Source organism: Sinobacterium norvegicum (genome assembly GCF_923077115.1).
In the GTDB taxonomy this organism is placed as follows: Bacteria; Pseudomonadota; Gammaproteobacteria; order Pseudomonadales; family Sinobacteriaceae; genus Sinobacterium; species Sinobacterium norvegicum.
Map to the genome: position 1 here is coordinate 889549 of NZ_CAKLPX010000001.1, position 24455 is coordinate 914003.

At 49.2% G+C, this 24455-nt stretch carries 22 protein-coding genes; 2 read left to right on the forward strand and 20 right to left on the reverse strand.

Annotated elements, in window-relative coordinates; all coding sequences use genetic code 11:
• Positions 1–184 precede the first annotated feature (184 nt).
• Positions 185–2815, forward strand: a complete 2631-nt coding sequence (gene mutS, locus L9P87_RS03870) for a DNA mismatch repair protein MutS (RefSeq protein WP_435531794.1) — start codon at positions 185–187, stop codon at positions 2813–2815.
• A 115-nt stretch (positions 2816–2930) separates the two neighbouring features.
• Entirely contained in the window at positions 2931–3254 is a 324-nt protein-coding gene (gene fdxA / locus L9P87_RS03875; protein ID WP_237443364.1) for a ferredoxin FdxA, read from the forward strand.
• Positions 3255–3349: 95 nt separating this feature from the next.
• Here the strand turns inward: fdxA and rpoS are convergent, their stop codons facing one another.
• The 20 genes from rpoS to L9P87_RS03975 form a co-directional block, all read right to left on the reverse strand.
• Complete coding sequence (gene rpoS / locus L9P87_RS03880) at positions 3350–4450, reverse strand: RNA polymerase sigma factor RpoS (RefSeq protein ID WP_237443365.1); 1101 nt, start codon at positions 4448–4450, stop codon at positions 3350–3352.
• A 118-nt stretch (positions 4451–4568) separates the two neighbouring features.
• Positions 4569–5306, reverse strand: coding sequence for a peptidoglycan DD-metalloendopeptidase family protein (locus L9P87_RS03885; RefSeq protein ID WP_237443366.1), 738 nt, complete (start codon positions 5304–5306; stop codon positions 4569–4571).
• 163 nt (positions 5307–5469) lie between these two features.
• Entirely contained in the window at positions 5470–6426 is a 957-nt protein-coding gene (locus tag L9P87_RS03890; protein ID WP_237443367.1) for a DUF368 domain-containing protein, read from the reverse strand.
• A gap of 18 nt (positions 6427–6444) precedes the next feature.
• Entirely contained in the window at positions 6445–7080 is a 636-nt protein-coding gene (locus L9P87_RS03895; protein WP_237443368.1) for a protein-L-isoaspartate(D-aspartate) O-methyltransferase, read from the reverse strand.
• A 53-nt stretch (positions 7081–7133) separates the two neighbouring features.
• Positions 7134–8174 (reverse strand): tRNA pseudouridine(13) synthase TruD, encoded by a 1041-nt coding sequence (truD, locus tag L9P87_RS03900; protein WP_237443369.1) that lies wholly within the window; start codon positions 8172–8174, stop codon positions 7134–7136.
• Positions 8167–8652 carry a 2-C-methyl-D-erythritol 2,4-cyclodiphosphate synthase gene (ispF, locus tag L9P87_RS03905; RefSeq protein ID WP_237444365.1) on the reverse strand — a complete coding sequence of 162 codons (486 nt, stop codon included), beginning with the start codon at positions 8650–8652 and terminating at the stop codon, positions 8167–8169. Before ispF ends, truD begins: the two co-directional genes overlap by 8 nt.
• A gap of 2 nt (positions 8653–8654) precedes the next feature.
• Positions 8655–9389, reverse strand: coding sequence for a 2-C-methyl-D-erythritol 4-phosphate cytidylyltransferase (gene ispD / locus L9P87_RS03910; protein WP_237443370.1), 735 nt, complete (start codon positions 9387–9389; stop codon positions 8655–8657).
• A gap of 6 nt (positions 9390–9395) precedes the next feature.
• On the reverse strand, positions 9396–9635 hold the full coding sequence (locus L9P87_RS03915) for a septum formation initiator family protein (protein WP_237444366.1): 240 nt from the start codon (positions 9633–9635) through the stop codon (positions 9396–9398).
• A gap of 154 nt (positions 9636–9789) precedes the next feature.
• Positions 9790–11079: a phosphopyruvate hydratase gene (gene eno / locus L9P87_RS03920; RefSeq protein WP_237443371.1), complete on the reverse strand. Its 1290-nt coding sequence runs from the start codon at positions 11077–11079 to the stop codon at positions 9790–9792.
• A 68-nt stretch (positions 11080–11147) separates the two neighbouring features.
• Complete coding sequence (kdsA, locus tag L9P87_RS03925) at positions 11148–11999, reverse strand: 3-deoxy-8-phosphooctulonate synthase (protein ID WP_237443372.1); 852 nt, start codon at positions 11997–11999, stop codon at positions 11148–11150.
• 17 nt (positions 12000–12016) lie between these two features.
• The gene (gene pyrG, locus L9P87_RS03930; protein WP_237443373.1) at positions 12017–13639 is read right to left on the reverse strand and encodes a CTP synthase; all 1623 of its coding nucleotides are present in this window, start codon (positions 13637–13639) and stop codon (positions 12017–12019) included.
• A gap of 114 nt (positions 13640–13753) precedes the next feature.
• Positions 13754–15112, reverse strand: coding sequence for a tRNA lysidine(34) synthetase TilS (gene tilS, locus L9P87_RS03935; RefSeq protein ID WP_237443374.1), 1359 nt, complete (start codon positions 15110–15112; stop codon positions 13754–13756).
• Between the two features lie 13 nt (positions 15113–15125).
• Positions 15126–16076, reverse strand: a complete 951-nt coding sequence (gene accA, locus L9P87_RS03940; protein WP_237443375.1) for an acetyl-CoA carboxylase carboxyl transferase subunit alpha — start codon at positions 16074–16076, stop codon at positions 15126–15128.
• A gap of 231 nt (positions 16077–16307) precedes the next feature.
• A complete protein-coding gene (gene dnaE / locus L9P87_RS03945) occupies positions 16308–19796 on the reverse strand; it encodes a DNA polymerase III subunit alpha (protein ID WP_237443376.1) in 3489 nt (1162 codons plus the stop codon).
• Between the two features lie 14 nt (positions 19797–19810).
• A complete protein-coding gene (rnhB, locus tag L9P87_RS03950) occupies positions 19811–20422 on the reverse strand; it encodes a ribonuclease HII (protein ID WP_237443377.1) in 612 nt (203 codons plus the stop codon).
• 3 nt (positions 20423–20425) lie between these two features.
• Positions 20426–21598 carry a lipid-A-disaccharide synthase gene (gene lpxB / locus L9P87_RS03955; protein WP_237443378.1) on the reverse strand — a complete coding sequence of 391 codons (1173 nt, stop codon included), beginning with the start codon at positions 21596–21598 and terminating at the stop codon, positions 20426–20428.
• On the reverse strand, positions 21598–22368 hold the full coding sequence (gene lpxA / locus L9P87_RS03960) for an acyl-ACP--UDP-N-acetylglucosamine O-acyltransferase (RefSeq protein ID WP_237443379.1): 771 nt from the start codon (positions 22366–22368) through the stop codon (positions 21598–21600). The genes lpxB and lpxA overlap by 1 nt, the downstream gene beginning before the upstream one ends.
• 2 nt (positions 22369–22370) lie before the next feature.
• Positions 22371–22808: a 3-hydroxyacyl-ACP dehydratase FabZ gene (gene fabZ / locus L9P87_RS03965; RefSeq protein WP_237443380.1), complete on the reverse strand. Its 438-nt coding sequence runs from the start codon at positions 22806–22808 to the stop codon at positions 22371–22373.
• A gap of 76 nt (positions 22809–22884) precedes the next feature.
• The gene (lpxD, locus tag L9P87_RS03970; protein WP_237443381.1) at positions 22885–23910 is read right to left on the reverse strand and encodes a UDP-3-O-(3-hydroxymyristoyl)glucosamine N-acyltransferase; all 1026 of its coding nucleotides are present in this window, start codon (positions 23908–23910) and stop codon (positions 22885–22887) included.
• Complete coding sequence (locus L9P87_RS03975) at positions 23910–24437, reverse strand: OmpH/Skp family outer membrane protein (protein ID WP_237443382.1); 528 nt, start codon at positions 24435–24437, stop codon at positions 23910–23912. Before L9P87_RS03975 ends, lpxD begins: the two co-directional genes overlap by 1 nt.
• Positions 24438–24455: the final 18 nt, after the last annotated feature.

Below are 24455 nucleotides of genomic sequence, written 5' to 3' on the forward strand. Positions count from 1 at the left end.
ATTCTTAAAGGTTATCGAATCAACAGTGTCTGAGTGGCCATCCTTACGACACATCTACACTCTATACGCAGCAAGGATTTCAGCAAAAAAGTGTAACTTTTTAGCCCCCCCATTGGACCACTTTGAGTTCAGCCGGACTCACAAAAAACCTAACCAACTGTTTTTAAATACTTATATGGAAAAAATGAAAAGAACGCCAACAAAAACAAAGGCATCAGAAAGCACTCACACCCCCATGATGCAACAGTATTTACGCATCAAGGCACAGCACCCTGACGATCTGGTGTTTTATCGCATGGGGGATTTCTATGAGCTTTTTCACGATGACGCGAAAAAAGCGGCGGAATTACTCGATATCACGTTGACCGCACGCGGCAAGGCCAATGGCGAGCCAATCCCCATGTGCGGCATCCCATTCCACAGTGCCGACGGCTATCTTGCCAAGCTGGTTAAAGTCGGGGTCTCGGTCGCTCTGTGCGAACAGATTGGCGACCCCGCCACCAGCAAAGGCCCTGTTGAACGCCAGGTCGTGCGCGTCATTACCCCTGGTACTATCAGCGACGAGGCGTTATTGGAAGAGCGCCGTGAAAGCTTATTGGCGGCGATCGATTTCGCCAACGATAAATACGGTATCGCCGTGCTCGACATAGGCAGCGGCCGTTTCCAATTGACCGAGGTCTCTAGCGAGGAAACCCTCAAAAGCGAGCTACAGCGTTTAGCACCGGCGGAGACACTCTATAACGAGGCCAACGTCAACGCTGAGTTACTCGCTGGCTGCGGTGGCCTGCGGCGGCGTGCCCCGTGGGAGTTCGAACCCGAAACCTGCTTTGAAACCCTGATCAAACAATTTAAAACCAAGGACTTAAATGGCTTTGGCTGCCAACATCTAACCACGGCGATCAGTGCCGCCGGCTGTTTGTTTGACTACGCCAAAGACACTCAACGCTCTGCCCTACCTCATATTCAATCGCTGACCGTCGAGCAACCGGAAGACAGTGTCAGCCTCGATGCTGCCACCCGCCGCAACCTAGAGATCGACACCAATCTTAGCGGTGGCCGCGACAATACCTTAATGGCCGTTATGGACAGCTGTAAAACAGCCATGGGCAGTCGACTGCTGCAGCGCTGGCTCAATCGGCCGCTGACCAGTATTGAGCAACTCGAAAATCGCCAAGATGCGATTACTGCGCTGCTGACTGATTACCACTTTGAGCCACTGCAGCAGGAACTCAAGTGTATCGGCGATATGGAGCGGATTCTTGCCCGTGTCGCCCTGCGGTCAGCCCGCCCACGTGATTTATCACGGCTGAAAATGTCGTTACAAACCCTGCCAGCCATCGAACAACAACTCAGCCAGCTGAACAGCTCGCTGATCAGTGAGCTAGCCAAGCAAGCACAGCCGCTGCCGGAGATCAGCACGCTATTAAGTGAAGCGATTATCGACAACCCGCCCTCGGTGATTCGCGACGGTGGCGTCATTGCCCCCGGTTACGACGCAGAACTCGACGAATTGCGCGATATCAGTACCAACGCCGGCGACTACCTGGTTCAGCTGGAGACTCGGGAGCGTGAAAAGACAGGGATCAGCACTCTTAAAGTGGGTTTTAATCGAGTACACGGTTACTACATAGAGATAAGCCGTAGTCAGTCTGACAAGGCACCGGTTGAATACCTTCGCCGACAGACACTGAAAAATGCCGAACGCTTTATCACCCCTGAGTTAAAAGAGTTTGAGGACAAGGCCCTCAGTGCCAAGAGCCGTGCCCTGGCGCGAGAAAAGTCGCTCTATGACGACATCATCGAGACATTGAATCAACAGCTGATTACCCTGCAGCAGTGCTCACAGGCGATTTCTCAGCTCGATGTGCTCACCAACTTTGCCGAGCGCAGCGAAACCCTGCGCTTGATTAAACCGGCGCTGAGCCCAGAGCCCGGCATCGATATCGAACAGGGGCGGCACTTAGTGGTCGAACAGGTGCTCACAGAGCCCTTTATCGCCAACGACTTAAGTTTCAACGACGACCGTCGGATGCTGATTATTACCGGCCCGAATATGGGCGGTAAATCGACCTATATGCGCCAGGCGGCACTGATTACCCTGCTTGCCCATGTCGGCAGCTTTGTACCCGCGGCCTCAGCCACCATTGGTATTGTCGACCAAATATTTACTCGTATTGGCTCGGCCGATGATTTGGCCGGCGGCCGCTCGACGTTTATGGTCGAGATGACAGAAACCGCCAATATATTGAACAACGCCACAGCAAAAAGCCTGGTCTTGATGGATGAGGTGGGACGTGGCACCAGCACCTTCGATGGTTTATCGCTGGCCTGGGCCTGCGCCAACTATCTCGCCAGTCGTAGCAGCGCTTTTACTCTGTTTGCCACTCACTATTTCGAACTGACGGTACTTGACGAGCAAATCCCCAGCGTCCACAACATTCACCTCGACGCCACCGAATTTAACGATCACATTGTCTTCCTGCACAGCATTCAAGAGGGCCCCGCCAGTAAAAGCTATGGCCTGCAGGTGGCAAAACTTGCCGGCATCCCCCAGGATGTTATCGCCCAAGCGGGGGAAAAACTTCAACAGCTTGAAAACGGTGAGGCGACAAAGCCAAGTTCTCATGTTATAAATGAGCCTGTTATTGTAATACCGCCGATAAAGAGCAGTACACCAATACAAAACGATCTTTTTAATAGCTACGAACCCCATCCAGCTGTTGATCAGATCGCCGACCTTGATATTGACGGGCTTTCGCCTCGAGAAGCTTTGTCGTTGTTATATCAACTTCAAGATCAGGTCAAACAATCGTAAACAGGAATAATAATTCCTGACGGTATTTTTTACGACCAAGAAATGGCGCTGCTTGTCAAAACTGTGTAACATAGCGCGCAAAATTAGCTCAGCTAAGTTGGAGAGAGGCTAACAAATGACATTCATTGTCGGCGAGAACTGTATTAAGTGTAAGCATACTGATTGCGTAGAAGTATGCCCTGTAGATTGTTTTTATGAAGGCCCGAACTTTTTGGTCATTCATCCAGACGAATGTATCGATTGTGCATTGTGTGAACCAGAATGCCCGGTAGATGCTATTTATTCTGAGGATGAATTACCCGAAGATCAGCAAGTCTTCTTGGAACTCAATGCTGAATTAGCAGACGTGTGGCCTAACATCACTGAGATGAAGGAAGCCCCTGCAGATGCCGAAGAATGGGCTGGAGTGGCTGATAAGCTGCAACACCTAGAACGATAAAATCGACGCCATCCCTATATCATTGGTTGGCGGCGTTTATCAGGCATAAAAAAACCGAGTTATACTCGGTTTTTTTGTGCCCAAACGCTTTCTATTCAACTAAAGATCGAATGCCCCGATAAGCCCTGTGTTTCGAGGATATCGCGCAATCGTTTCAAGGCTTCAACTTGAATTTGACGCACTCGCTCACGGGTTAAACCAATTTCACGCCCCACCTCTTCAAGAGTACTGCACTCATACCCCCGCAGGCCAAAGCGGCGAGCTAAAACCTCACGCTGCTTCTCACTCAACTCATCCAACCAATCACCAATACTATTCTTAATATCAGTGTCTTGCAGCAACTCGGCAGGATCAGAAACGTGAGCATCGGGAATCGTATCCAACAATGAGGTATCCGAATCCTGGCTCAGCGGCGTGTCGATAGAGGCCACACGCTCATTCAATCCCAGCATTCGCTTAACATCGGCAACCGGCTTATCAAGTAGATCTGCAATCTCATCGGCAGAAGGCTCATGGTCAAGCTTCTGGGTCAGCTCGCGAGCTGCACGCAAATAGACATTCAACTCCTTCACAACATGTATCGGCAGGCGAATCGTTCGGGTTTGATTCATAATGGCCCGCTCAATAGTCTGTCTAATCCACCAAGTCGCATACGTCGAGAAACGGAAACCGCGCTCAGGATCAAACTTTTCTACTGCTCGAATTAAACCAAGATTACCCTCTTCGATTAAATCTAATAGGGTTAGACCTCTATTGACATAGCGACGCGATATTTTAACAACCAAACGCAAATTACTCTCAATCATACGCTTTCGACCAGCCTCTTCGCCTCGCAGCGCCATACGCGCATACTTAACCTCTTCTTCCGGGGTTAGCAGGGGGGAGAAACCAATTTCATTAAGGTATAACTGAGTAGCATCGAGTGACTTATCAGCGCGAGCCTTCGGTGTGGTCGGCTTGGCCGCCGCCGGCTTGATGGCCGCTGTCTTTTTCTTGGCCGCGGTCGTTGCCTTCTTGGCTGCTTTCTTCACGACTTTCTTGACGGCCTTAGGCTTAGTCGCGACAGCTGTTTTTTTGGCGACCTTAGCAGTACCGGTTGTTTTCTTCGCTTTTACCTTACGCTTGGTCGTTTCAGCAACTGCCAGCATGGCATCGAATTGCTTATCATCTACAGTGTTAGTTCCTTGTAATTCCATAGCCCTAATCCTTAATAAATTTAATTTTTGGATTTTCCACTTCCTGTGGCGCTTGAAAAACATACTGCTTTTTATAATGCTTTTTTTATTCTTCTTTCTTATTGTTGTCCAAGCCTAATTAACGCTTTGGTAGTTTATAGAGCGGGTTTACCGGTTTCCCGTTGCTTCTTATTTCAAAATGCAACCGCACTGCACCACCTGCACTCGCACCTGCCTCTGCTATTTTCTGCCCTTTTTTAACCGACTGCCCCTCTTTGACAAGAAGTCGACTATTATAGCCATAAGCACTGAGGTAAATATCATCATGCTTAACAATGATTAGATTGCCATATCCTCTAAGGCTATTACCTGCATAAACAACAGTTCCTGATCGAGCTGCAGTTACAGAATCCCCCATTGCCGCCTTAATATCAACACCCTTGTGTGGAGGGTTTTTTGTCGAGTAGCTTTTTAAGATACCTCCTTTAATTGGCCAACCCCAGTGATCTTCAACTTTCACAACGGAATATTTTTTCGCCGCTCCGGCCTTAGTCGTTTTTTTACTGGCAACAGAGGCTGATTTTTTAACCGCGGTAGGTGACTTATTGACCGTCGACTTTGACGCTGTATTTACGTTTCTTATACGGAGTTTTTGACCGGGATAAATAACGTAATCGGTGTCGATATTATTAGCAGTTGCCAGTTGTTTAAAGCTTAAATTATAGCGAAAAGCGATGGCATACAAGGTCTCACCGCGGTGCACAACATGGTAGCTTGACGAGGGTTGTTTTGAAAAAGATTTGTTATAAACAGGGACGATTGCTGAGTTGCCCAGGCAGCCACTCAGTAGGAAAATCAACCCTGTGACACCGATCAATCGTAACGCCATCACAGTGTTATATTTAACTCGACAGATGATAAATAGATCACAATTTTTCGCCAATCGCCTCCGATTAAATACCCAACTGCAATATGAAACTCAGAAAAATAGATGAAATCGTTCTAGCGCGTGAGACTTATCCTACGCTAAAGTTCTACTTTTACCCAACTTGAGAATCGGTACTCTGCTCATCACTCTCATTATATTGATCACCAAGCTTTTCAAGCACCACCACAAAAACTACAGCAACCACAATAAGGGCAATACAACCAACGAGTTGCGACGACTGCCCTGTGGCTAGCTCATACTCAAAGGGGGTGACGAGTTGCTGCACCAATGGTTTCTCGCTACCACTACTACTGGTGTAAGTACTGACCACCTGTTTCCAAGGCCACACCATTACCAACGAACCAGTGACAAAACCCATCAACACAGAGAGCACTGGCTGATAAAAACGATCAAGCAACCAATTGAGAAGTTTCACAAAACTTAACAGTCCGATAATACAACCAGACATAAAGTACAGTAATAACGTCAGATCGAAGGTCTTTACCGCCCCCAGCACTTGGCCGTATACACCAAGCAATAGCAGAATAAAACTGCCCGATATGCCGGGTAGTATCATCGCAGTGATTGCGATGGCCCCGGCAATAAAAATAAACCCCATACACGCCTGCACTTCAACTGGGCGCAGTTGAGAAATGACAATCGCAACAACAATACCTGTAAAGGCCAATATAATATTCGCAGCACTCCAGCGTGTTATTTGCCGGGCGATAAATAGGCTGGAGGCCAGTATCAAACCAAAGAAGAAAGACCAGAGCAACAGCGGCTGATGCTCCATCATATAGCTGATGAATCGGGCGAGAGATAATATGCTGATACCAATGCCGGAGAACAACGCCAACAGAAAACCACCGTTAATATACTGCCAAGCTGCCTTGATACCTTGCAGGCGGACAATAGACACTAACTGTAGATCGAACCGACTCAGACTCTGCAGTAGCTTTGGGTAAATTCCAGTAATGAAAGCGATTGTGCCGCCAGAAACGCCTGGCACGACATCAGCAGCACCCATTGCCATGCCTCGTAAAAGCGTCAACAAAGTGTCTCTCATACTTCCCATTCCTCGACGCTAGCTCAGCACACCGGCTAATAACGGTACAAAACGCACGGCCTCAACAACCTGCTGTTCCAGGCCATCCTCTGTACGTTCAATCATAATTAATTGCTGTGTTTGCTGGTCACCCACCGGCATTAACAACCGCCCACCAACAGCCAGTTGGTTGGTTAACTCTTCCGGCACAGCCTCTGGTGCCGCTGCCGACAAGATAGCATCGTAGGGGCCGTTTTCCTGCCAACCAAAGCCCCCATCAGCGTGCTTAAAACGAACATTGTGCAACTTCAATAAATTGAGCCTCTGCCTCGCCTTCTGTTGTAATGGTCTTATACGCTCAACACTGAAGACTTGGTCGGCAAGCTGCGCCAATACAGCACACTGATAACCCGAGCCTGTGCCAATCTCCAACACTTTTTTCGGCCGACCTCGCTCAAGCAGTAATTCGGTCATTCTCGCGACAATATAAGGCTGGGATAAGGTCTGACTAAAACCGATAGGCAATGCCGTATCCTCATAGGCCCTGTGAGCCAGCGCCTCATCGAGAAAAATATGTCGTGGCGTGTTCCGTATCACATCGAGCACAGCCTCATCGCTAATTCCCCGCTCCATCAAACGGCCTATCAGCCGCTCACGTGTACGCTGCGATGTCATACCAATACCGGTTAAATCCAACAGAGCTATACTCCCTAAACTATTATTTTTATCTACAGTGGTTTAGCTGAAACCAACAGCTCTCGTATCAAGGCGGTCGCGAAGCAGCCCGATTCAAGACTAAACGATAAAGTTAGATCCTGCCCCTCTATCGACCATGTGAGCTGTTGAGCAACCATAGTCATTGCGCGACGCTGCTGTTCAAGGCCTATTTTTTCTAACCCCGCTGTCAACAAACCATAAGGAGCCACAACCGCTTGCTCCCACTCTGCCACCTTACCACTGGCGGGGTTGCTACCGCGCCCCCACAGCGGTGCAGACAACTCAACATCATGGCTGTCAAGCCGCGCTAAAAGAGTATCATCTAGCCGCTCGGGAACAAAGAAACTGTTAGAACCTGCCAGCGATGCTACATCCCCATCCTGCCACTGACGCCAATTATTCAAACGAACTCGCTCACTGAGCACCAAATTAAAGAGATACGAACGGGCCGATGAAATAGCCAACGAGCGCAATCTACGCTTAAGTTTCTTGCCGGCAAATAAGTCCACCGCCAAAGGCAAATTACCACGATCGCGACCAAAACGCTGGGCACCAAAATAATTCGGAACACCGCAATTAGCAATGGTCGATAACTGTTGCTCCAGCCGCACCAAATCACCACTGATGTTGCGAAGGCGAATAATGAAACGATTACACTGATGGGCGCCTATTCGAAGTTTTTTATTGTGCCGCCTCGCCTTTAGTATCGCAGTATCATCGTCTGCGAAATGGCTTAAATCAACATCATATTTACCCGGCAGATGAATACCAAACCACTGCCTAGTCACCGCATGACGGTCTTTTAAGCCACAATAACTCACCTGTTTCTCAGGCACCGAGAAGTATTCCGCTAAACGTTGCTGTAAGAAGCCAGTGTTTTGATTGCGCTTTTGAATATATAAATATAAATGCTCTCCCTCGCCACTGAGTTCATAACCGAGCTCCTCTTCGACGATAAAATCTTCAAACGTCGATTTGAAATCACCGTTTATCGAGGGCCCACCATAGGCAAATTCAAATGCTTGGCTAAAATCAATGAGCGGATTATCCATGCCTCGAAACCTTGTTAATCAACACCACGCTGTGAGCTGCTATACCCTCTTTACGCCCCGCAAAACCGAGCTTCTCTGTGGTGGTTGCCTTTACATTAATATTTTCGATTTCGGTATTGAGGTCTTCCGCCAAACAACGGCGCATCATCTCAATATGAGGCGACATCTTGGGCGTCTGCGCCACAATTGTCATATCAGCATTGCCTAGTACAAACCCTTTATTTGCTAATAGCTGACAGACGTGGCGTAGCAGCTCGCGGCTATCCACCCCGCTGTAGTTTGGATCGGTATCGGGGAAATGCTTACCAATATCACCCATTGCTGCAGCACCCAGCAGGGCGTCACACAGAGCGTGTATCAATACATCGCCATCCGAGTGCGCCTCCAATGATTGATTATGGGGAATAGCAACGCCGCCAATAATTACCTGATCGCCATGACAAAAGCGATGGACATCGTAGCCATGGCCAATTCTCATTGTCATTCAGCCTCTCCCCGGTTTAAATAGTATGCCGCCAACGATAGATCCGCCGGACGAGTAATCTTAATATTGCAGCCATCACCCTCAACCAATATGGATTTTTCACCACTGTATTCTATCGCTGATGCCTCATCGGTAATAACCTCACCTGCACTGACAGCCTGTTCCATAGCCTGCTTTAACAGCCCATAACGGAACATCTGAGGGGTCTGAGCCGCCCATAAACCACGTCGATCAACCGTATTTTCAACGGTCTGATTATCCCCTGCTTTCTTCAAGGTATCAGCAACAGGAACAGCCAAAAGACCACCGACTTTGTTCCCCGCCAGCTGATTCGCTAGCCTGCCTAGCGACAGCTGTGAAATACAGGGCCTGGCAGCATCATGCACCAAGACCCAATCGTTATAGCTGGCACGATATTGCAGGGCAATCAGTGCGTTTAAAACAGAATCGGCACGTTCGTCCCCGCCTTCGACGGTAATAACCCTTGGGTCACTGGCAATGGCTAAACTTGGCCACCAGTGATCGCCCTTAGCCACTGCAACCAGCACCGATGCCTCCGGCTGAAAAGTTAACAGCGCCGATATGCTGTGTTCAATAACTGTTTGGCCGTTTATCTTACAATATTGCTTAGGTATTTCTGCACCAAAGCGACTGCCTACTCCAGCAGCGGGTATGACAAACCAAAAACCTTGCATTGTCGAAGAGTGTTCATCAGATAAGGTGTGAGACATGTTTAATTACTTCTTGCTGTCGACGAACCAATAAAACGTTTCGCCTTGTTTGATCATCCCCAGTTCCATTCGCGCTTTTTCTTCCACTGTATTAAGCCCTGTCTTCAGCCCCTTGATCTGCGCAGACATCAACCTATTACGCTCTTGATGACGTAGATTAACCACTGACATTTGACCTATTTGCTCTTCTAAAACAGACACCTGGGCAAGACTACCCGGACCGACCCAAAGTCGATACTGGAGCATCACAGCAATAACGAATAAAACGAGCAATAAGAAACGCATGAGAAATGCAAAAAGTTCCTACAAAAAGAATGAAAAGAAGAGTATTTCTAATGTAGCAAACTAGGAGGGAAAAACATACCGACACACAGCGGTGTGTCGGTAAAACAAGCCTAAATTACGACTTGAATTCAGCGCGACCACGATAGCTAACCTTGTCACCAAGCTCAGCTTCAATACGCAGCAAACGATTATACTTAGCAACGCGGTCTGAGCGGCACAGTGAACCGGTCTTGATTTGACCTGCACTGGTGGCCACAGCCAAATCAGCAATAGTCGTATCTTCCGTCTCTCCCGAGCGATGTGAAATCACAGCGGTATAGCCAGCAGCCTGAGCAAGGCTGATTGCATCCAAGGTTTCAGACAGCGAACCAATCTGATTAAACTTAATCAAGATTGAGTTGGCAATATTCTGATCAATGCCTCGCTGCAAAATCTTGGTATTGGTCACGAACAAGTCATCACCCACCAACTGCGTCTTATGGCCGGATAAGCGGGTGTGCTCAGCCCAGCCTTCCCAGTCACTCTCATCCATACCATCTTCAACCGATAGAATGGGGTATTTATCGACCAACTGATCTAGGTAAACGGCAAACTCAGCTGGCGTGAATTTCTTGCCTTCACCGGCCAAATCATAATTTCCATCTTTATAGAACTCAGATGAAGCACAGTCCAGCGCCAACGTGATGTCGGTGCCCAACTTATAACCCGCGTTAGCAACGGCTTCGGCAATAGCCTCAAGCGCCGCTTCGTTTGAAGGCAGGTTCGGTGCGAAACCACCCTCATCACCAACAGCGGTATTTAAACCACGAGCTGACAAGACCTTTTTCAAGGCGTGGAATATTTCAGCACCCTGACGCAGTGCTTCGGCAAAGCTACCGGCAGACACGGGCTGAATCATAAACTCTTGGATATCGACGTTGTTATCGGCGTGCTCACCGCCGTTGATGATATTCATCATCGGCACCGGCATGGTGTAGCTGCCTTCGCTGCCATTAACCTGAGCAATATACTGATAGAGAGGAATGCCCTTATCAGCGGCAACCGCCTTGGCTAAGGCCAAGGAAACGGCCAGAATAGCGTTGGCGCCTAATACTTCTTTGTTTTCGGTGCCATCGGCATCGATCATCAACTGATCCAGCTCGCGCTGATTTTCAGCCTCTTTGCCAACCAACAGTGATTTGATGGTGGTATTAATGTTGGCAACGGCCTTTAAAACACCCTTACCCAAATAGCGAGACTTGTCGCCATCACGCAATTCTAACGCTTCACGCGAACCGGTCGATGCACCGGAGGGAGCGCAGGCGCTACCAATAGCACCACTAGAAAGAATAACATCCGCTTCAACAGTCGGGTTACCGCGAGAATCCAAAACCTCAAAGGCCTTGATATCGGCAATTGTGCTCATCAAAGTACTCCACTTAAGTGAGTTTTTATAATAAACGCGCCTGATGGCGCGCCCTATTTGTTAATTTATTACTCGATAATCAGCGGCTCAAAGCCCTTAACTAATTCATCGACAGCCTTCATCTGGGCCAGGAATGGCTCCAACTTATCCAGCGGCAGGGCACAGGGGCCATCGCACTTGGCAACACTGGGGTCAGGGTGAGCCTCAAGGAAGAGACCGGCCAAGCCTTGGCTCATACCCGCCTTACCCAACTCAACAACCTGCTGGCGACGACCGCCGGCACTGTCTGCTCGCCCACCGGGGGTCTGCAAGGCATGGGTGACATCGAAAAATACCGGGAAGCCCGTCGCCTTCATCTGGCTAAAGCCCAACATATCGACAATCAAATTGTTGTAACCAAAGCAGCTGCCACGCTCGCAGATAATAAGATCATCATTACCCGCCTCAACACACTTAGTTACAATGTGCTGCATTTCATGGGGCGCCAAAAACTGCGCCTTCTTAATATTAATAACCGCATTGGTATTGGCCATCGCCTGCACTAAATCAGTCTGGCGGGACAAGAAAGCAGGTAATTGGATAATATCGCAGACCTCGGCAACAGGGGCTGCCTGATGAGGCTCATGAACATCGGTGATAATGGGGACATTGAAGGTTTTTTTTATCTCTTCAAATATCTTTAAACCCTCTTCCATACCCGGGCCGCGATAAGAATTAATCGATGACCGGTTAGCCTTATCAAACGAGGCCTTAAAAACATAGGGAATATTGAGTTTTGCACAGACCTCAACATAGTGTTCAGCAATCTGCATTGCCAAATCACGAGACTCTAATACATTCATGCCGCCAAAAAGAACAAAAGGCAGTTCGTTGGATATCTTAATATCACCAACTTCAATCACACGCTGTTGCTGTAACATATTTGAACTCCCCACCGTTATTTAGCCTGCTTTACTGCGGCACCGATAAAGCCCTCAAACAACGGATGGCCGTCGCGGGGTGTCGATGTAAACTCAGGGTGAAATTGACAGGCAACAAACCATGGATGATCGGGTACTTCAACAATTTCAACCAAGCTATCATCGGCAGACCAACCGCCGATACGTAAACCTGCCTTCTGCAGACGATCGACAAAGTTATTGTTCACCTCATAGCGGTGACGGTGACGTTCAAGAATAAGGTCTTTGCCATAGGTCTCTTGTGACAGTGAGCCATTGGCCAAACGGCATTCCTGCCCACCTAGACGCATCGTGCCGCCAAGGTCAGAGTTTTCATCGCGGGTTTCGGTGGCGCCATCGTTATTCACCCACTCGGTAATCATGGCGACAACAGGATGCGGCGTCTTAACATCAAATTCTGTACTGTGAGCGCCGTCAAGTCCCACCACATTTCGGGCAAACTCAATAACCGCCGACTGCATGCCAAGGCAAATGCCGAGGTAGGGAATTTTGTTTTCGCGGGCAAACTGCACGGTGCGGATCTTACCTTCGACACCACGGTCACCAAAGCCACCGGGGACCAGAATCGCATCCTTACCCTCTAATGCAGCGGTACCGTCACGTTCAATAGATTCTGAGTCAATATAGTCTATGTTAACCTTCACTCGGTGCTTAATACCCGCATGCTTAATCGCCTCAATCAGCGACTTATATGCATCGAGTAATTCCATATACTTGCCGACCATGGCAATAGTCACCTCACCCTCAGGGTTCAGTTCAGCCTCGACAACCGCATCCCACTCAGAGAAATCAGGGATGCCACACTCGAGTCCAAATTTCTCGACAACAATCGCATCCAAGCCTGATTCAGAAAGCGTACGAGGAATGCTGTGAATGGTTTTGGCGTCGGCCATTGAGATAACAGCACGCTCTTCGACGTTGGTAAACAAAGCGATCTTACGACGGGAAGCCTCATCGATCTCCACCTCAGAGCGACAGACAAGAATGTCGGGCTGAATACCGATAGAGCGCATCTCTTTGACAGAGTGCTGCGTTGGTTTGGTCTTGGTTTCACCGGCGGTCTTAATATAGGGCACCAGCGTCAGGTGCATAAACAGAGCACGGTTAGAGCCGAGCTCAACCTTTAGTTGACGAATGGCCTCAAGAAATGGCTGTGATTCAATATCACCGACAGTACCACCAATTTCGACCAGAGCAACATCAGCCCCAGCAGCGCCTTCAATAACACGACGCTTGATTTCATCGGTGATGTGAGGAATAACCTGTACCGTCCCACCCAAATAATCACCACGACGCTCTTTACGCAACACGGTCTCGTAGACGCGGCCGGTGGTAAAGTTATTACGACGGGTCATGGTGGTGCGAATAAAACGTTCGTAGTGCCCCAGATCGAGGTCGGTTTCAGCGCCATCATCGGTGACAAAAACCTCACCGTGCTGGATAGGGCTCATCGTACCGGGGTCTACGTTGATATAAGGGTCTAACTTTAGCATCGTTACATTGAGGCCACGGGCCTCAAGTACGGCAGCAAGAGAGGCGGAAGCCACACCCTTACCCAGAGAAGAAACAACACCGCCAGTAACAAAAATATAATGGGTCATGCAAAGCCTTTTCAGCGAAAAAAAACCGAGGAAAGAGGCCAAATATGGCCCAGTAAATATGGGCGTGCAGTCTACCAGAAAGCAATCCCATGCTCAAATAGGTAATACCGTCTATTACGACTCGTAAAACGGCGAGAAACTCGCCGGTTGCCAGCGAACAACAAAGGCTGAATCGGCTGGCAAGTCATGTTCACACGCAACACAGTCGGCAACAGCAACCACCTGATTGGCAGCATAGATCATCGGAAGGGTTTGTCGATACCAATTGGGTACTTTATGCTCCTGCAACACCTTTTTGACACTGCGACTGCCGCCACGCCCTATCGGCCTGACAGACTGACCGAGGTCGCGCCCCGCCACCCGCAACGGCAACGGTGCCGCAACAAGCAAGCCCTCCTCAACATCATCACTGGGTTCGGTAAATACCAGCCGACCACCAGGCGTTTCCAACGTCATCGGCAAGCAGTCGACGCCGTAGCTATAATCAACGCACTCACTATCATTTCGATCAACAAGATACAGCTTATCGGCAAACGCCATCAACCTATAGTCACCACGATAAAGCTCTGCTCCACTCTTTACCCTTGCAAGCTGAGCTACGATAGCGTCGAATTCCACCGCCGAGGATAATCGACAATTATGGCCTGCCAACCAGTAGCGCAATACCGTTTTTTGCCTGACCTGCGACATCTCGATCAGTGGCGACAACAGAAGATACCCCCCCCAGCGATCCTTACCGGCCAGCACCTGCAAGTCTTGCTGGCTATATTCCTGAAGCGCATGGTCTGCCTCAGACAACCACTGAACAGCCCTATCAACAGCAGCACGATATCTCGGCCATCTATTACTCAGCAATGGCAACACTTGGTGACGAAGAAAATTACGGTCAAAACGCGGGTCGTTATTGCTCTCATCGTCCACCCACTCAAGCTGATGATGGCAGGCATAGTCTTCGATATCCGCCCTCGGCACCGACAACAACAACCGTACCACCCTGCAACCAAATACAACACCATCACGCTTTACACCCTGCAAGCCTAATAGACCTGCGCCCCGCATCAACCTTAGAAACAAGGTTTCAACCTGATCATCCAAGTGGTGACCGGTAAACACAACGTCCTCAGCGGCCAAATGTTGCGCTATCGCCCGATAGCGCTGCGCCCTTGCCTCGGCCTCAACACCCTTGCCTTGATTAATGACATCGACTCTTTCTATCACCAGATCGCAGCCCAGCTGGCGACAAAAATCGGCGCACTCTTGCTGCCACTGACTGGCGTTAGCACTTAAACCGTGATTGATATGGATGGCGACTAAGCGGGGTTTTGTTTGCTGAGGGCTCAGCTGTAGAAATAGAGCGAGAGAGTGAAGCAAGGCGACGGAATCGACTCCGCCGCTGAGCGCTACCCACCAGGTGGGCGCGTCAATCAACTGCTGACATTGTTGTTCAATATCATCCGTCAGCAGTTGATTCATCGAAGTACCGTTACTAATCGTTGCCGTAGGACATCAGACGGGTATAGCGATCTTCAAGCAATTGCTCGAGTGGCTTTTGTTGCAACAGTGCCAACTGATCAACCAGATACTGCTTAATATTGCCGGCCATCTGCTCCAGGTCACGGTGAGCGCCACCTAATGGCTCCGGGATGGTTGCATCGACAATACCCAGCTCTTCTAGAATACTGGAGGTTAAACCCATTGCCTCGGCAGCCAATGGCGCCTTCTCTGAGGTTTTCCAGATGATGTTAGCGCAACCTTCAGGCGAGATAACAAAATAGGTGGCGTATTGCAGCATAACTAAATGATCACCAACGCCGATACCCAAAGCGCCACCTGAACTGCCTTCACCGATGACCACGTTAATAATTGGCGTACCCAAATCGGACATCATTTCCAAGTTTTTGGCAATGGCCTCACTGATACCACGTTCTTCAGAATCGATACCGGGATAGGCGCCCGGGGTATCGATAAAGGTAATCACCGGCAATTTGAAACGCTCGGCCATTTCCATCAAACGCAGCGCCTTGCGATAACCTTCAGGCTTGGGCATGCCGAAATTACGGGCAACCTTATCCTTAACACTACGGCCTTTCTCCTGACCAATAACAACAACAGGGAGGCCATCGATACGGGCTAAACCACCAATAATAGACTTGTCGTCACCGAAGTGTCGATCGCCATGAAGCTCGTCAAAATCTTCGAAAATCAACGGGATATAATCATTGGTATAAGGGCGCTGCGGATGACGCGCGACCTTGACGATATCCCAGGGGGTCAACTTAGAATAAATGTCTTTGGTGAGCTTATCGCTCTCAGCCTTCAGCGCATTGATCTGTTCGCTGATATTGATATCGTGATCGGCACCGACGAGACTGAGCTCGTCAATTTTCACTTCTAGCTCAGCAATCGGCTGCTCAAAATCTAAATAATTTGGATTCATCGTATTTCTTTCTACTGTCTAACGTTGGTCACAGAGGTGAAAACACTCTATGACAGCCAAAATTTGTGATGCTAACCATACGGCAATAACCCTGCCTAGTCGATAGTAAAACACCGCCGGCACAGGGATTTTTTGTCGTTTTTGTGCTCGCTCACATGTGTTCATAGAACACAAACAACACTCCCAAGACTAGCTTACATTTCACCTAGAGTTAACTTTTATCGAGCAGGATTAGCCATAGTAAAGACTGACATTATCCATACCAAAGCGCTCGCCAAGCCGCAACATCGTGGCATCGTCCGGGATGACTTTCCACGTATCAGCCAAGGACAAACGTGCCTGAGCACCGCTCTGATGATAATCAATAAACACCGGGCTGCCATCTGTCGAGGACTGACCATCCTCACGATGACTCAGAATACCCTCTAGCTCACTGCTAAAGCCTGGGTGGAAGTCTTGTCCGTCACATTGAATCAGTACGCCTTTAGCGTATTGCTGTCGTGCCTCGAAAAAGGTTGTCACCGATTTAGCCTGGACTTTTTGCGACTCAGAATAGTCGTCATACTTAACATTACCCTCAATCACGACAATGCTGTCCTTGACCAACTTTTCGCGATAATCGGCAAAGCACTCGGCGAATACCGCCACCTCGATTCGGGCGCTGCGATCATCGAGCACAACAAAGGCAATATTGTCGCCTCTCTTACTCCGCATTGTTCGCACGTCGACGATCAAGCCAGCAATAAACTGCGGGTGTTTTTCAGGCCTTAAATCGACGATTCGCTGACGTACAAACTGACGAATTTCTTTTTCATAATCGTCAATTGGGTGACCGGTAACATACAGGCCCAAGGTATCCCGCTCACCATCCAAGCGCTCACGGCCAGTCCAACGGCGGACATTACGGAAATCGCCATAGGGATCATCGGTGGTCGAGCTGCTGACAACATCACCAAACAAGTCCATCATGCCGGCATCGCTATTGTTTCTGCTCTGCTCAGCCGCTTTGACCGCCTCGGGTAACGCAGCCATCAATACTGGACGATCGACACCCAGCTGATCGAAAGCACCGGAGCGCACCAATGCTTCCAGTGCCCGCTTATTTACTTTACGCAAATCAACTCGCGAGCAAAAATCGAACAAGTCCTTAAACGGCCCGTCTTTTCTCGCCTCCAGCAGGCTCTCGACAGGCCCCTCGCCCAGACCTTTAATAGCGCCAAGGCCATAGACGATTCGTCCCTCTAAATCGACGGTAAACATATAATCGCCGAGGTTGACGTCAGGCAAAATCAACGCCTGATTCATCCGCCGACACTCTTCGACGAAGATAACGATTTTATCGGTGTTCTGTAATTCCGAACTCATCGTAGCCGCCATAAACTCTGACGGGTGATGTGTTTTCAACCAGCAGGTTTGATATGACACCAGAGCATAAGCGGCAGAGTGCGATTTGTTGAAACCGTAGCCGGCAAATTTTTCTACCAGATCAAATATCTTCATCGCCAGGTGGCCATCGATCTCTTTCTTTACAGCGCCCTCCTCAAAAATTGCGCGCTGCTTTGCCATCTCCTCTGGCTTTTTCTTACCCATGGCTCGACGCAACATATCGGCGCCACCAAGGCTGTAACCAGCCAGTTCCTGAGCGATCTGCATAACCTGCTCTTGATACAGGATAATGCCATAGGTCGGTCGTAGTATTGGCTCCAGACACTCGTGCTGATACTGCACATCAGGAAAGGATATCTCCTCCCGCCCATGCTTACGGTTGATGAAGTTATCCACCATTCCTGACTGCAATGGACCGGGGCGAAACAGCGCCACCAAGGCGATAATATCCTCGAAGCAATCGGGTAACAAACGCTTAATCAAATCTTTCATACCGCGGGATTCTAGCTGGAATACCGCCGTCGTCTCAGCTCGCATCAACAACTCAAACGTGTCTTTATCCTCGAGCGGTATCGCCATGATATCGAGGGGGTCTTTGCCCTCTCTCGCCAATTTTGGGTCGATCATCTTCACCGCCCAATCGACTATCGTCAGCGTCCGCAAACCGAGGAAGTCAAACTTGACCAGACCGGCGTCTTCTACATCACCCTTGTCATATTGCGTGACCAGGCCATTGCCATCTTCATCACAGTAAAGTGGCGAAAAATCAGTCAATTTCGTCGGCGCAATAACCACGCCACCAGCGTGTTTACCGACACCGCGTATGGTTCCCTCAAGCTGCTTAGCCATCGACCATATTTCGCCAGCTGAGCTATCGGTATCGACAAAATCCCGCAGCGATTCCTCTTGCTCAAATGCCTTGCTTAGCGTCATCCCCACTTCAAAGGGAATAAGCTTTGATAGCTTATCCGCCAAGCCATAGGGCTTGCCCTGAATTCGCGCCACATCTCGCACCACGGCCTTAGCCGCCATCGTGCCAAAGGTAATAATCTGGCTGACCGCGTTACGGCCATAGTTATCGGCCACGTATGAGATAACCTTGTCGCGGTTATCCATACAAAAATCGACATCGAAATCGGGCATCGATACCCGTTCAGGGTTCAAGAATCGCTCAAACAGCAATTCATATTCCAGGGGGTCCAAATCGGTAATCTTTAACGCGTAAGCCACTAATGAACCGGCACCAGAACCCCGCCCAGGGCCAACCGGAATACCATGGTCTTTACCCCATTGAATGAAGTCCATAACAATTAAGAAATAACCGGGAAAGCCCATCTGCAGAATAATATCGAGCTCGAAACGCAGCCGCTCTTCATACTTAAGCCGGGTTTTGTCAAAGCCCTCAACCGAGGTATCAAATAGAAACTCTAAACGCTCCTCCAAACCCTCGTAACAAATTTTGCGGAAGAAGGTATCGGTGGCATCCCCTCTTGGAATCGGATACTCCGGCAAAAAGTAGGTGCCGAGCGCCGCCTCGGCCGTACAGCGCTTGGCAATCTCGACAGAGTTAGTAATAGCGCTGGGAATATCGGCAAACAAAGCCTGCATCTCTTCAGCGCTACGTAAATACTGTTCGGCACTATACAGACGCTCACGCTTCGGATCTTCTATTTGCACCTGGTCATAAATACAGACTCTGGACTCGTGTGCCTCAAAGTCATCCGCATCAATAAAGCGCACATCGTTGGTAGCCACCACAGGAATACCGTTAGCACGAGCAAGCTCAACCGCACCATGAACATGCTCCTCGTCACCGGCGCGCCCGGTGCGATGGAGTTCTAGGTAATAGCTATCCGGGTATAAGTTTTGCCAGTAGCGAGCCTGCTGTGCTGCCAACTCAAGATCGCCGGCCAGGATCGAGCGACCGACATCGCCGAAACGACTACCACTCAAGGCAATAATCCCCTCGTGATAAAACTCCAGCCATTCACGCTCAATAACGGCAATATCACGGTCCTGACCCTGCTGATAGGCCAGCGAGATAAGTTCGGTGATGTTACGATAACCCGTGTTATTACGAGCAAACAGTGTGAGCAAACTCGGTTCGCTGCCATCCGGCGAGCGAACATAAAAATCACAGCCATAAATCGGCTTAACGCCGCTTGCTTGAGCCGCCTTTTGAAACTTTACCAGGCAGTAAAAATTACAATGATCAGTAACGGCAACCGCCGGCATGCCCATTTGCGCCACCTTGGCGACCAGGGGTTTTAAGCGGACTAATCCGTCGATCAGAGAGTATTCTGTATGTAGTCGAAGATGAACAAACTGGGTCATTAACCGTTCCGGTGTTAACTGTTTTGAAGAGCCCGTTGAACAGGGCCAAATGAGCGACGATGCTCTACCAATACACCATGATCGGCAATCGCTTGCAAATGCTGTTTTGTCGGATACCCCTTGTGGCCGGCAAAACCGTACTCAGGGTGGCGACGATCAAGCGCGACCATCTCTCGGTCTCGCGTCACCTTGGCTATAATAGAAGCAGCGCTGATTTCAGCCACTTTGCCATCGCCTTTTACAATCGCCTCGCTATCATAACGCCATACTGGCGTACGATTACCGTCGACCAGCACCTTGCCTGGTTCAATGGCCAAACCCTCTACCGCTCTGGTCATCGCCAGCATTGTTGCCTGCAAAATATTCAGTTGATCAATCTCGGCAACCGAGGCTCGACCTACCGACCAGCATAAAGCCTTTTGCTGAATCTCATCGAACAGCGATTCGCGCTTTTTTTCAGTGAGCTTCTTGGAGTCATTAAGACCGACTATTGGCTTGGCAGGGTCAAGAATAACCGCTGCGGTGACCACATCACCTGCCAGTGGTCCTCGCCCTACCTCATCAACACCGGCGATCAACACACCGCCACCTTGAGCGACAACAGATTCAAACAAGTCAGATTGCATTTTCTAGCCTTCAATAAGGGCCAGAAGAGCGGTTGCTGCTTTTTCACTGGCCTGTTGTTTTAGCTGCTGATGGTAGTCAGTAAACTCTGCCGCCAAAATATCAACATCCATTGAACCATCCAATCGTTGCAGGGTTAGCTGGGTAAGGTTTTCGACATTGGCATCATCTTGGATGGCCTCAGGGACTAACATTTTATTAGCCAGCAAATTAGGCAGCGAGAAATAATCCAATTTAATCATACGACTGAACAGAGCGTATGAATATTTCCCCAGACGGTAGCTTACCACCATCGGCTTCTTCAGTAGCATCGCTTCCAGAGCGGTAGTACCAGAGGCCAGCAAGACGGCATCCGATGCCTCCATAGCGGTATGAGAGTCTCCGTCTAATAACAGTAACATCTCGTTGATTCGCTGTTTCTCAGCCTCGTCAAGACCATCAATGATTGCTATCAACTGTTCTTTTCGTGCCGCATTTGCCGTCGGCAAGACCAATTTCAATGCCGGTATTTGCTGCTGAATACGCAGCGCAACCTGCAAAAACAGCGGCCCCAAATGCTTAATTTCAGAACCGCGACTGCCTGGCATTAGGCATAACACTCGGGCACTGTCGTCGAGCGACAACCGTGCCCTGGCGCCGCTGGTGTCTGGCTGCATAGGCAGCTGATCCGCCAAAGGGTGGCCAACAAAAGTCACCGGTATTTCAAAGCGCCGGTAAAAATCTGCCTCGAAAGGTAGCAGTGTTAGCATCATATCGACTGCTTTCTTGACCTTAAAGACGCGTTTCTGGCGCCACGCCCAAATAGAGGGGCTGACATAGTGAGCCGTTTTAATACCGGCCTCACGCAGTTTCAATTCGATGGTAAGATTAAAATCCGGCGCATCGATGCCAAGAAACAAATCTGGGGGCGTGTTTTTAAAGTGTCTGATAATACCTGAGCGCATCGATATTAACTCAGGTAATCGCTTGAGAGGCTCGACTATTCCCATCACCGACAAACGGTCCATTTGATAGTGTGAGTTAAAGCCCTCTGCAATCATCAGAGGGCCACCGATGCCCTCAAACTCAATGTTGCCATATTGCTTTTTCAATTGTTTGATCAGGCTGGCACCAAGAATATCTCCAGATGCCTCGCCAACCACCATACCAATTCGCAATGGCGCAAGCTGCTGTTCCATTAGCGAACAATACCGCGGGTAGAACTCTCTAACGACTCGATGTAGACATTCACCTCGGGGGCGTCCTCGGCTAAAATACGTAGCTGCACCAACGCCTCTTCCACTGTCAGCCCTTGGCGATAGATAATCTTATAGGCCTTCTTAATGGCCGAGATTGATTCTTTGCTATAACCACGGCGACGCAAACCTTCCGAGTTTATCCCCTTGGCATCGGCAGGCGTTCCCTGCACCGTGGTATACGCTGGCACATCCTTGGCAATACCACTGCCCATACCGACAAAGCTGTGGGCGCCGATACGACAGAATTGATGAATCAACGAATAGCCAGAAATAATCGCCCAGTCATCGACGATGACATGGCCGGCTAAAGAGGCATTATTAATTAATATAGTGTTATTACCCACGACACTGTCGTGGCCGATATGAACATAGGCCATCAACAGGTTATCGTTACCAATAGTGGTCTCAGAACGGTCTTGGATGGTTCCCCGGTGAATCGTCACACCCTCACGAATCACGTTATTATCGCCAATGACCAAGCGCGTCGGCTCGCCGTTATACTTCAAATCGGGGGTTTCATCACCGATGGTGGAAAACTGGAAAATTCGGTTGTTACGACCGATTTTAGTGGGGCCTTTAATCACCACATGCGACGAAATAACACAGCCTTCGTCAATTTCAACATCCGGGCCTACCAGTGTCCAGGGGCCTATTTCTACGTTTTCGGCAATTTTAGCCGAAGGGTCAATTATTGCTGTTGGATCAATCACTGCTACTTCTTCCGGTCCGCACAAATAATAGAGGCTGAACAAGCCAACTCATCGCCAACATAGGCCTGGCAATCAAACTTCCAGATACCTCTCTTCTGAGAGACAATTTGCGCCTTTAGCGTCAGACAATCACCGGGCACCACTTGACGCTTAAAACGTACTTTGTCGGCACCGGCAAATAAATAAAGCGAGCCATCAGCGGAGGTTTTATTCATGGTTTTAAAACCTAAAATACCCGCAGCCTGTCCCATGGCTTCGATAATCATCACACCCGGCATGATCGGGGTGTCAGGGAAATGGCCATTAAAATAGGGTTCATTGACCGTGACGTTTTTATAGGCAGTAATGCACTTACCTTCTTCGACCTCAACCACGCGATCTACCATTAAAAAGGGGTAGCGCTGAGGCAGGTGCTCACGTATTTCTGCAATCGTCATCATAGCGATATCTAACTCAAATAATAAAGCTTAGTATTTATAGGGGGAATGGCAATTTTCGTAGCTGACTAGTATACAGCTATTTTTTCAATAGTTTTTCGATCTTCTTCACTCGCTCGAATAATTTATCGAGCTGACTCACTCGCACAGCGCTGCGACGCCAAGCAGAGGTCTCAAGCATTGGCGAACCGGAGGAGAAAGAACCCGATTGCTTAATCGATTTTGACACCACGGTACGACCACTGACCTGAACGCCGTCAGCAATCGTCAGATGACCCGAAATTCCAACGCCACCGGCGATAATACATCGCCTACCGATGGTTACACTGCCTGCAATACCTGCACAACCAGCAATGGCAGTACCTTCGCCAATGCTGCAATTATGACCTATATGAACCAGGTTATCGATAATCACATGATCGTGTATTTCGGTACTCCCTAAGGCACCCCGATCAATGGTTGAGTTACAACCGATAGAAACATGATTGCCAATAACCACACCACCCAGCTGGGCAATGCGATGCCAGCCCTCAGCTGTTGGCGCAAAACCGAAGCCGTCGGCTCCAATGACAGAGCCACTGTGAAGCGTACAATGCTGACCTACAACCACTTTATGATATAGCGTCACATTAGCATGCAACAGGGTATTAGCCCCTATTTCACAGCCTTCAGACACCACACAACCCGCGCCTACGACAACATTATCAGCCAGCACGACACCGGCCTCAATGACTGCATTAGCACCGATCGACACATTGTCACCCAGACTGGCGGTGGCATCGACGATTGATGACGCAGCAACGCCAGGCTGGCGAACAGGCGCATCATCAAACAGCACCGAAGCCTTGGCAAAGGCAAGATAAGGGTTTTTCACCAACAGCCGAGCACCGGCATAATAATCAGTGTGCTCAGCCTTCATAATAACTGCCGCAGCCTGACTTTGAGACAGGTCAGCCAGATACTTTTCATCCGAGATAAAGGTTATCTGACAAGCCTGCGCCTGCCCAGGATTGGCTAAACCGGTAGCAACAATGGCGCCATCACCGATTAATTCAGCCTCTAGTAAGCCAGCTAACTCTGCCAGCGTGTAGTGCCTGACAGACATTAATTAGCTTCGTTCAAACGCTGAGTGACCAACGTAGTAATGTCGAAGGCTGGGTCGACATGAATGGCCGCTTGACGATCCAATAACAAGCCAATTTTTTGCTCTTTTACAACCACAGCCATCACTTCACGTACCTTTGGCTCCATTGCGCGCAGTACTTTGCCGTAGATTTCCTGACCCATCTTTTTCAGCTTATTTTCTTCATACTGGATATCGGCCAACTTACCTTTGAATTCGTTCTGCAGCGATTCCTTCTCAGCAGTACTCATGGTAGCACCGTCTTTCTTGAACTTTTCTTCTAACGCTGTTGCTTCGCCAGAAAGCTTTTTCAGCGCGTCGGTACCGCTTTTATATTCAGGGATGGACTGCATTTTTTTCATCTGACTCTTAGCCGTCTCAGTTTCGAAAATAGCTTTTTCAATATTAACAACGGCAATCTTACCCTCGGCCGCAGCAACAGTAGAGAAGCTGAGCAAACTAAACATTGCGGCAAACACTGCCAAACTTACTTTCATCGATTTCAACATGGGTATTACTCCAATTTT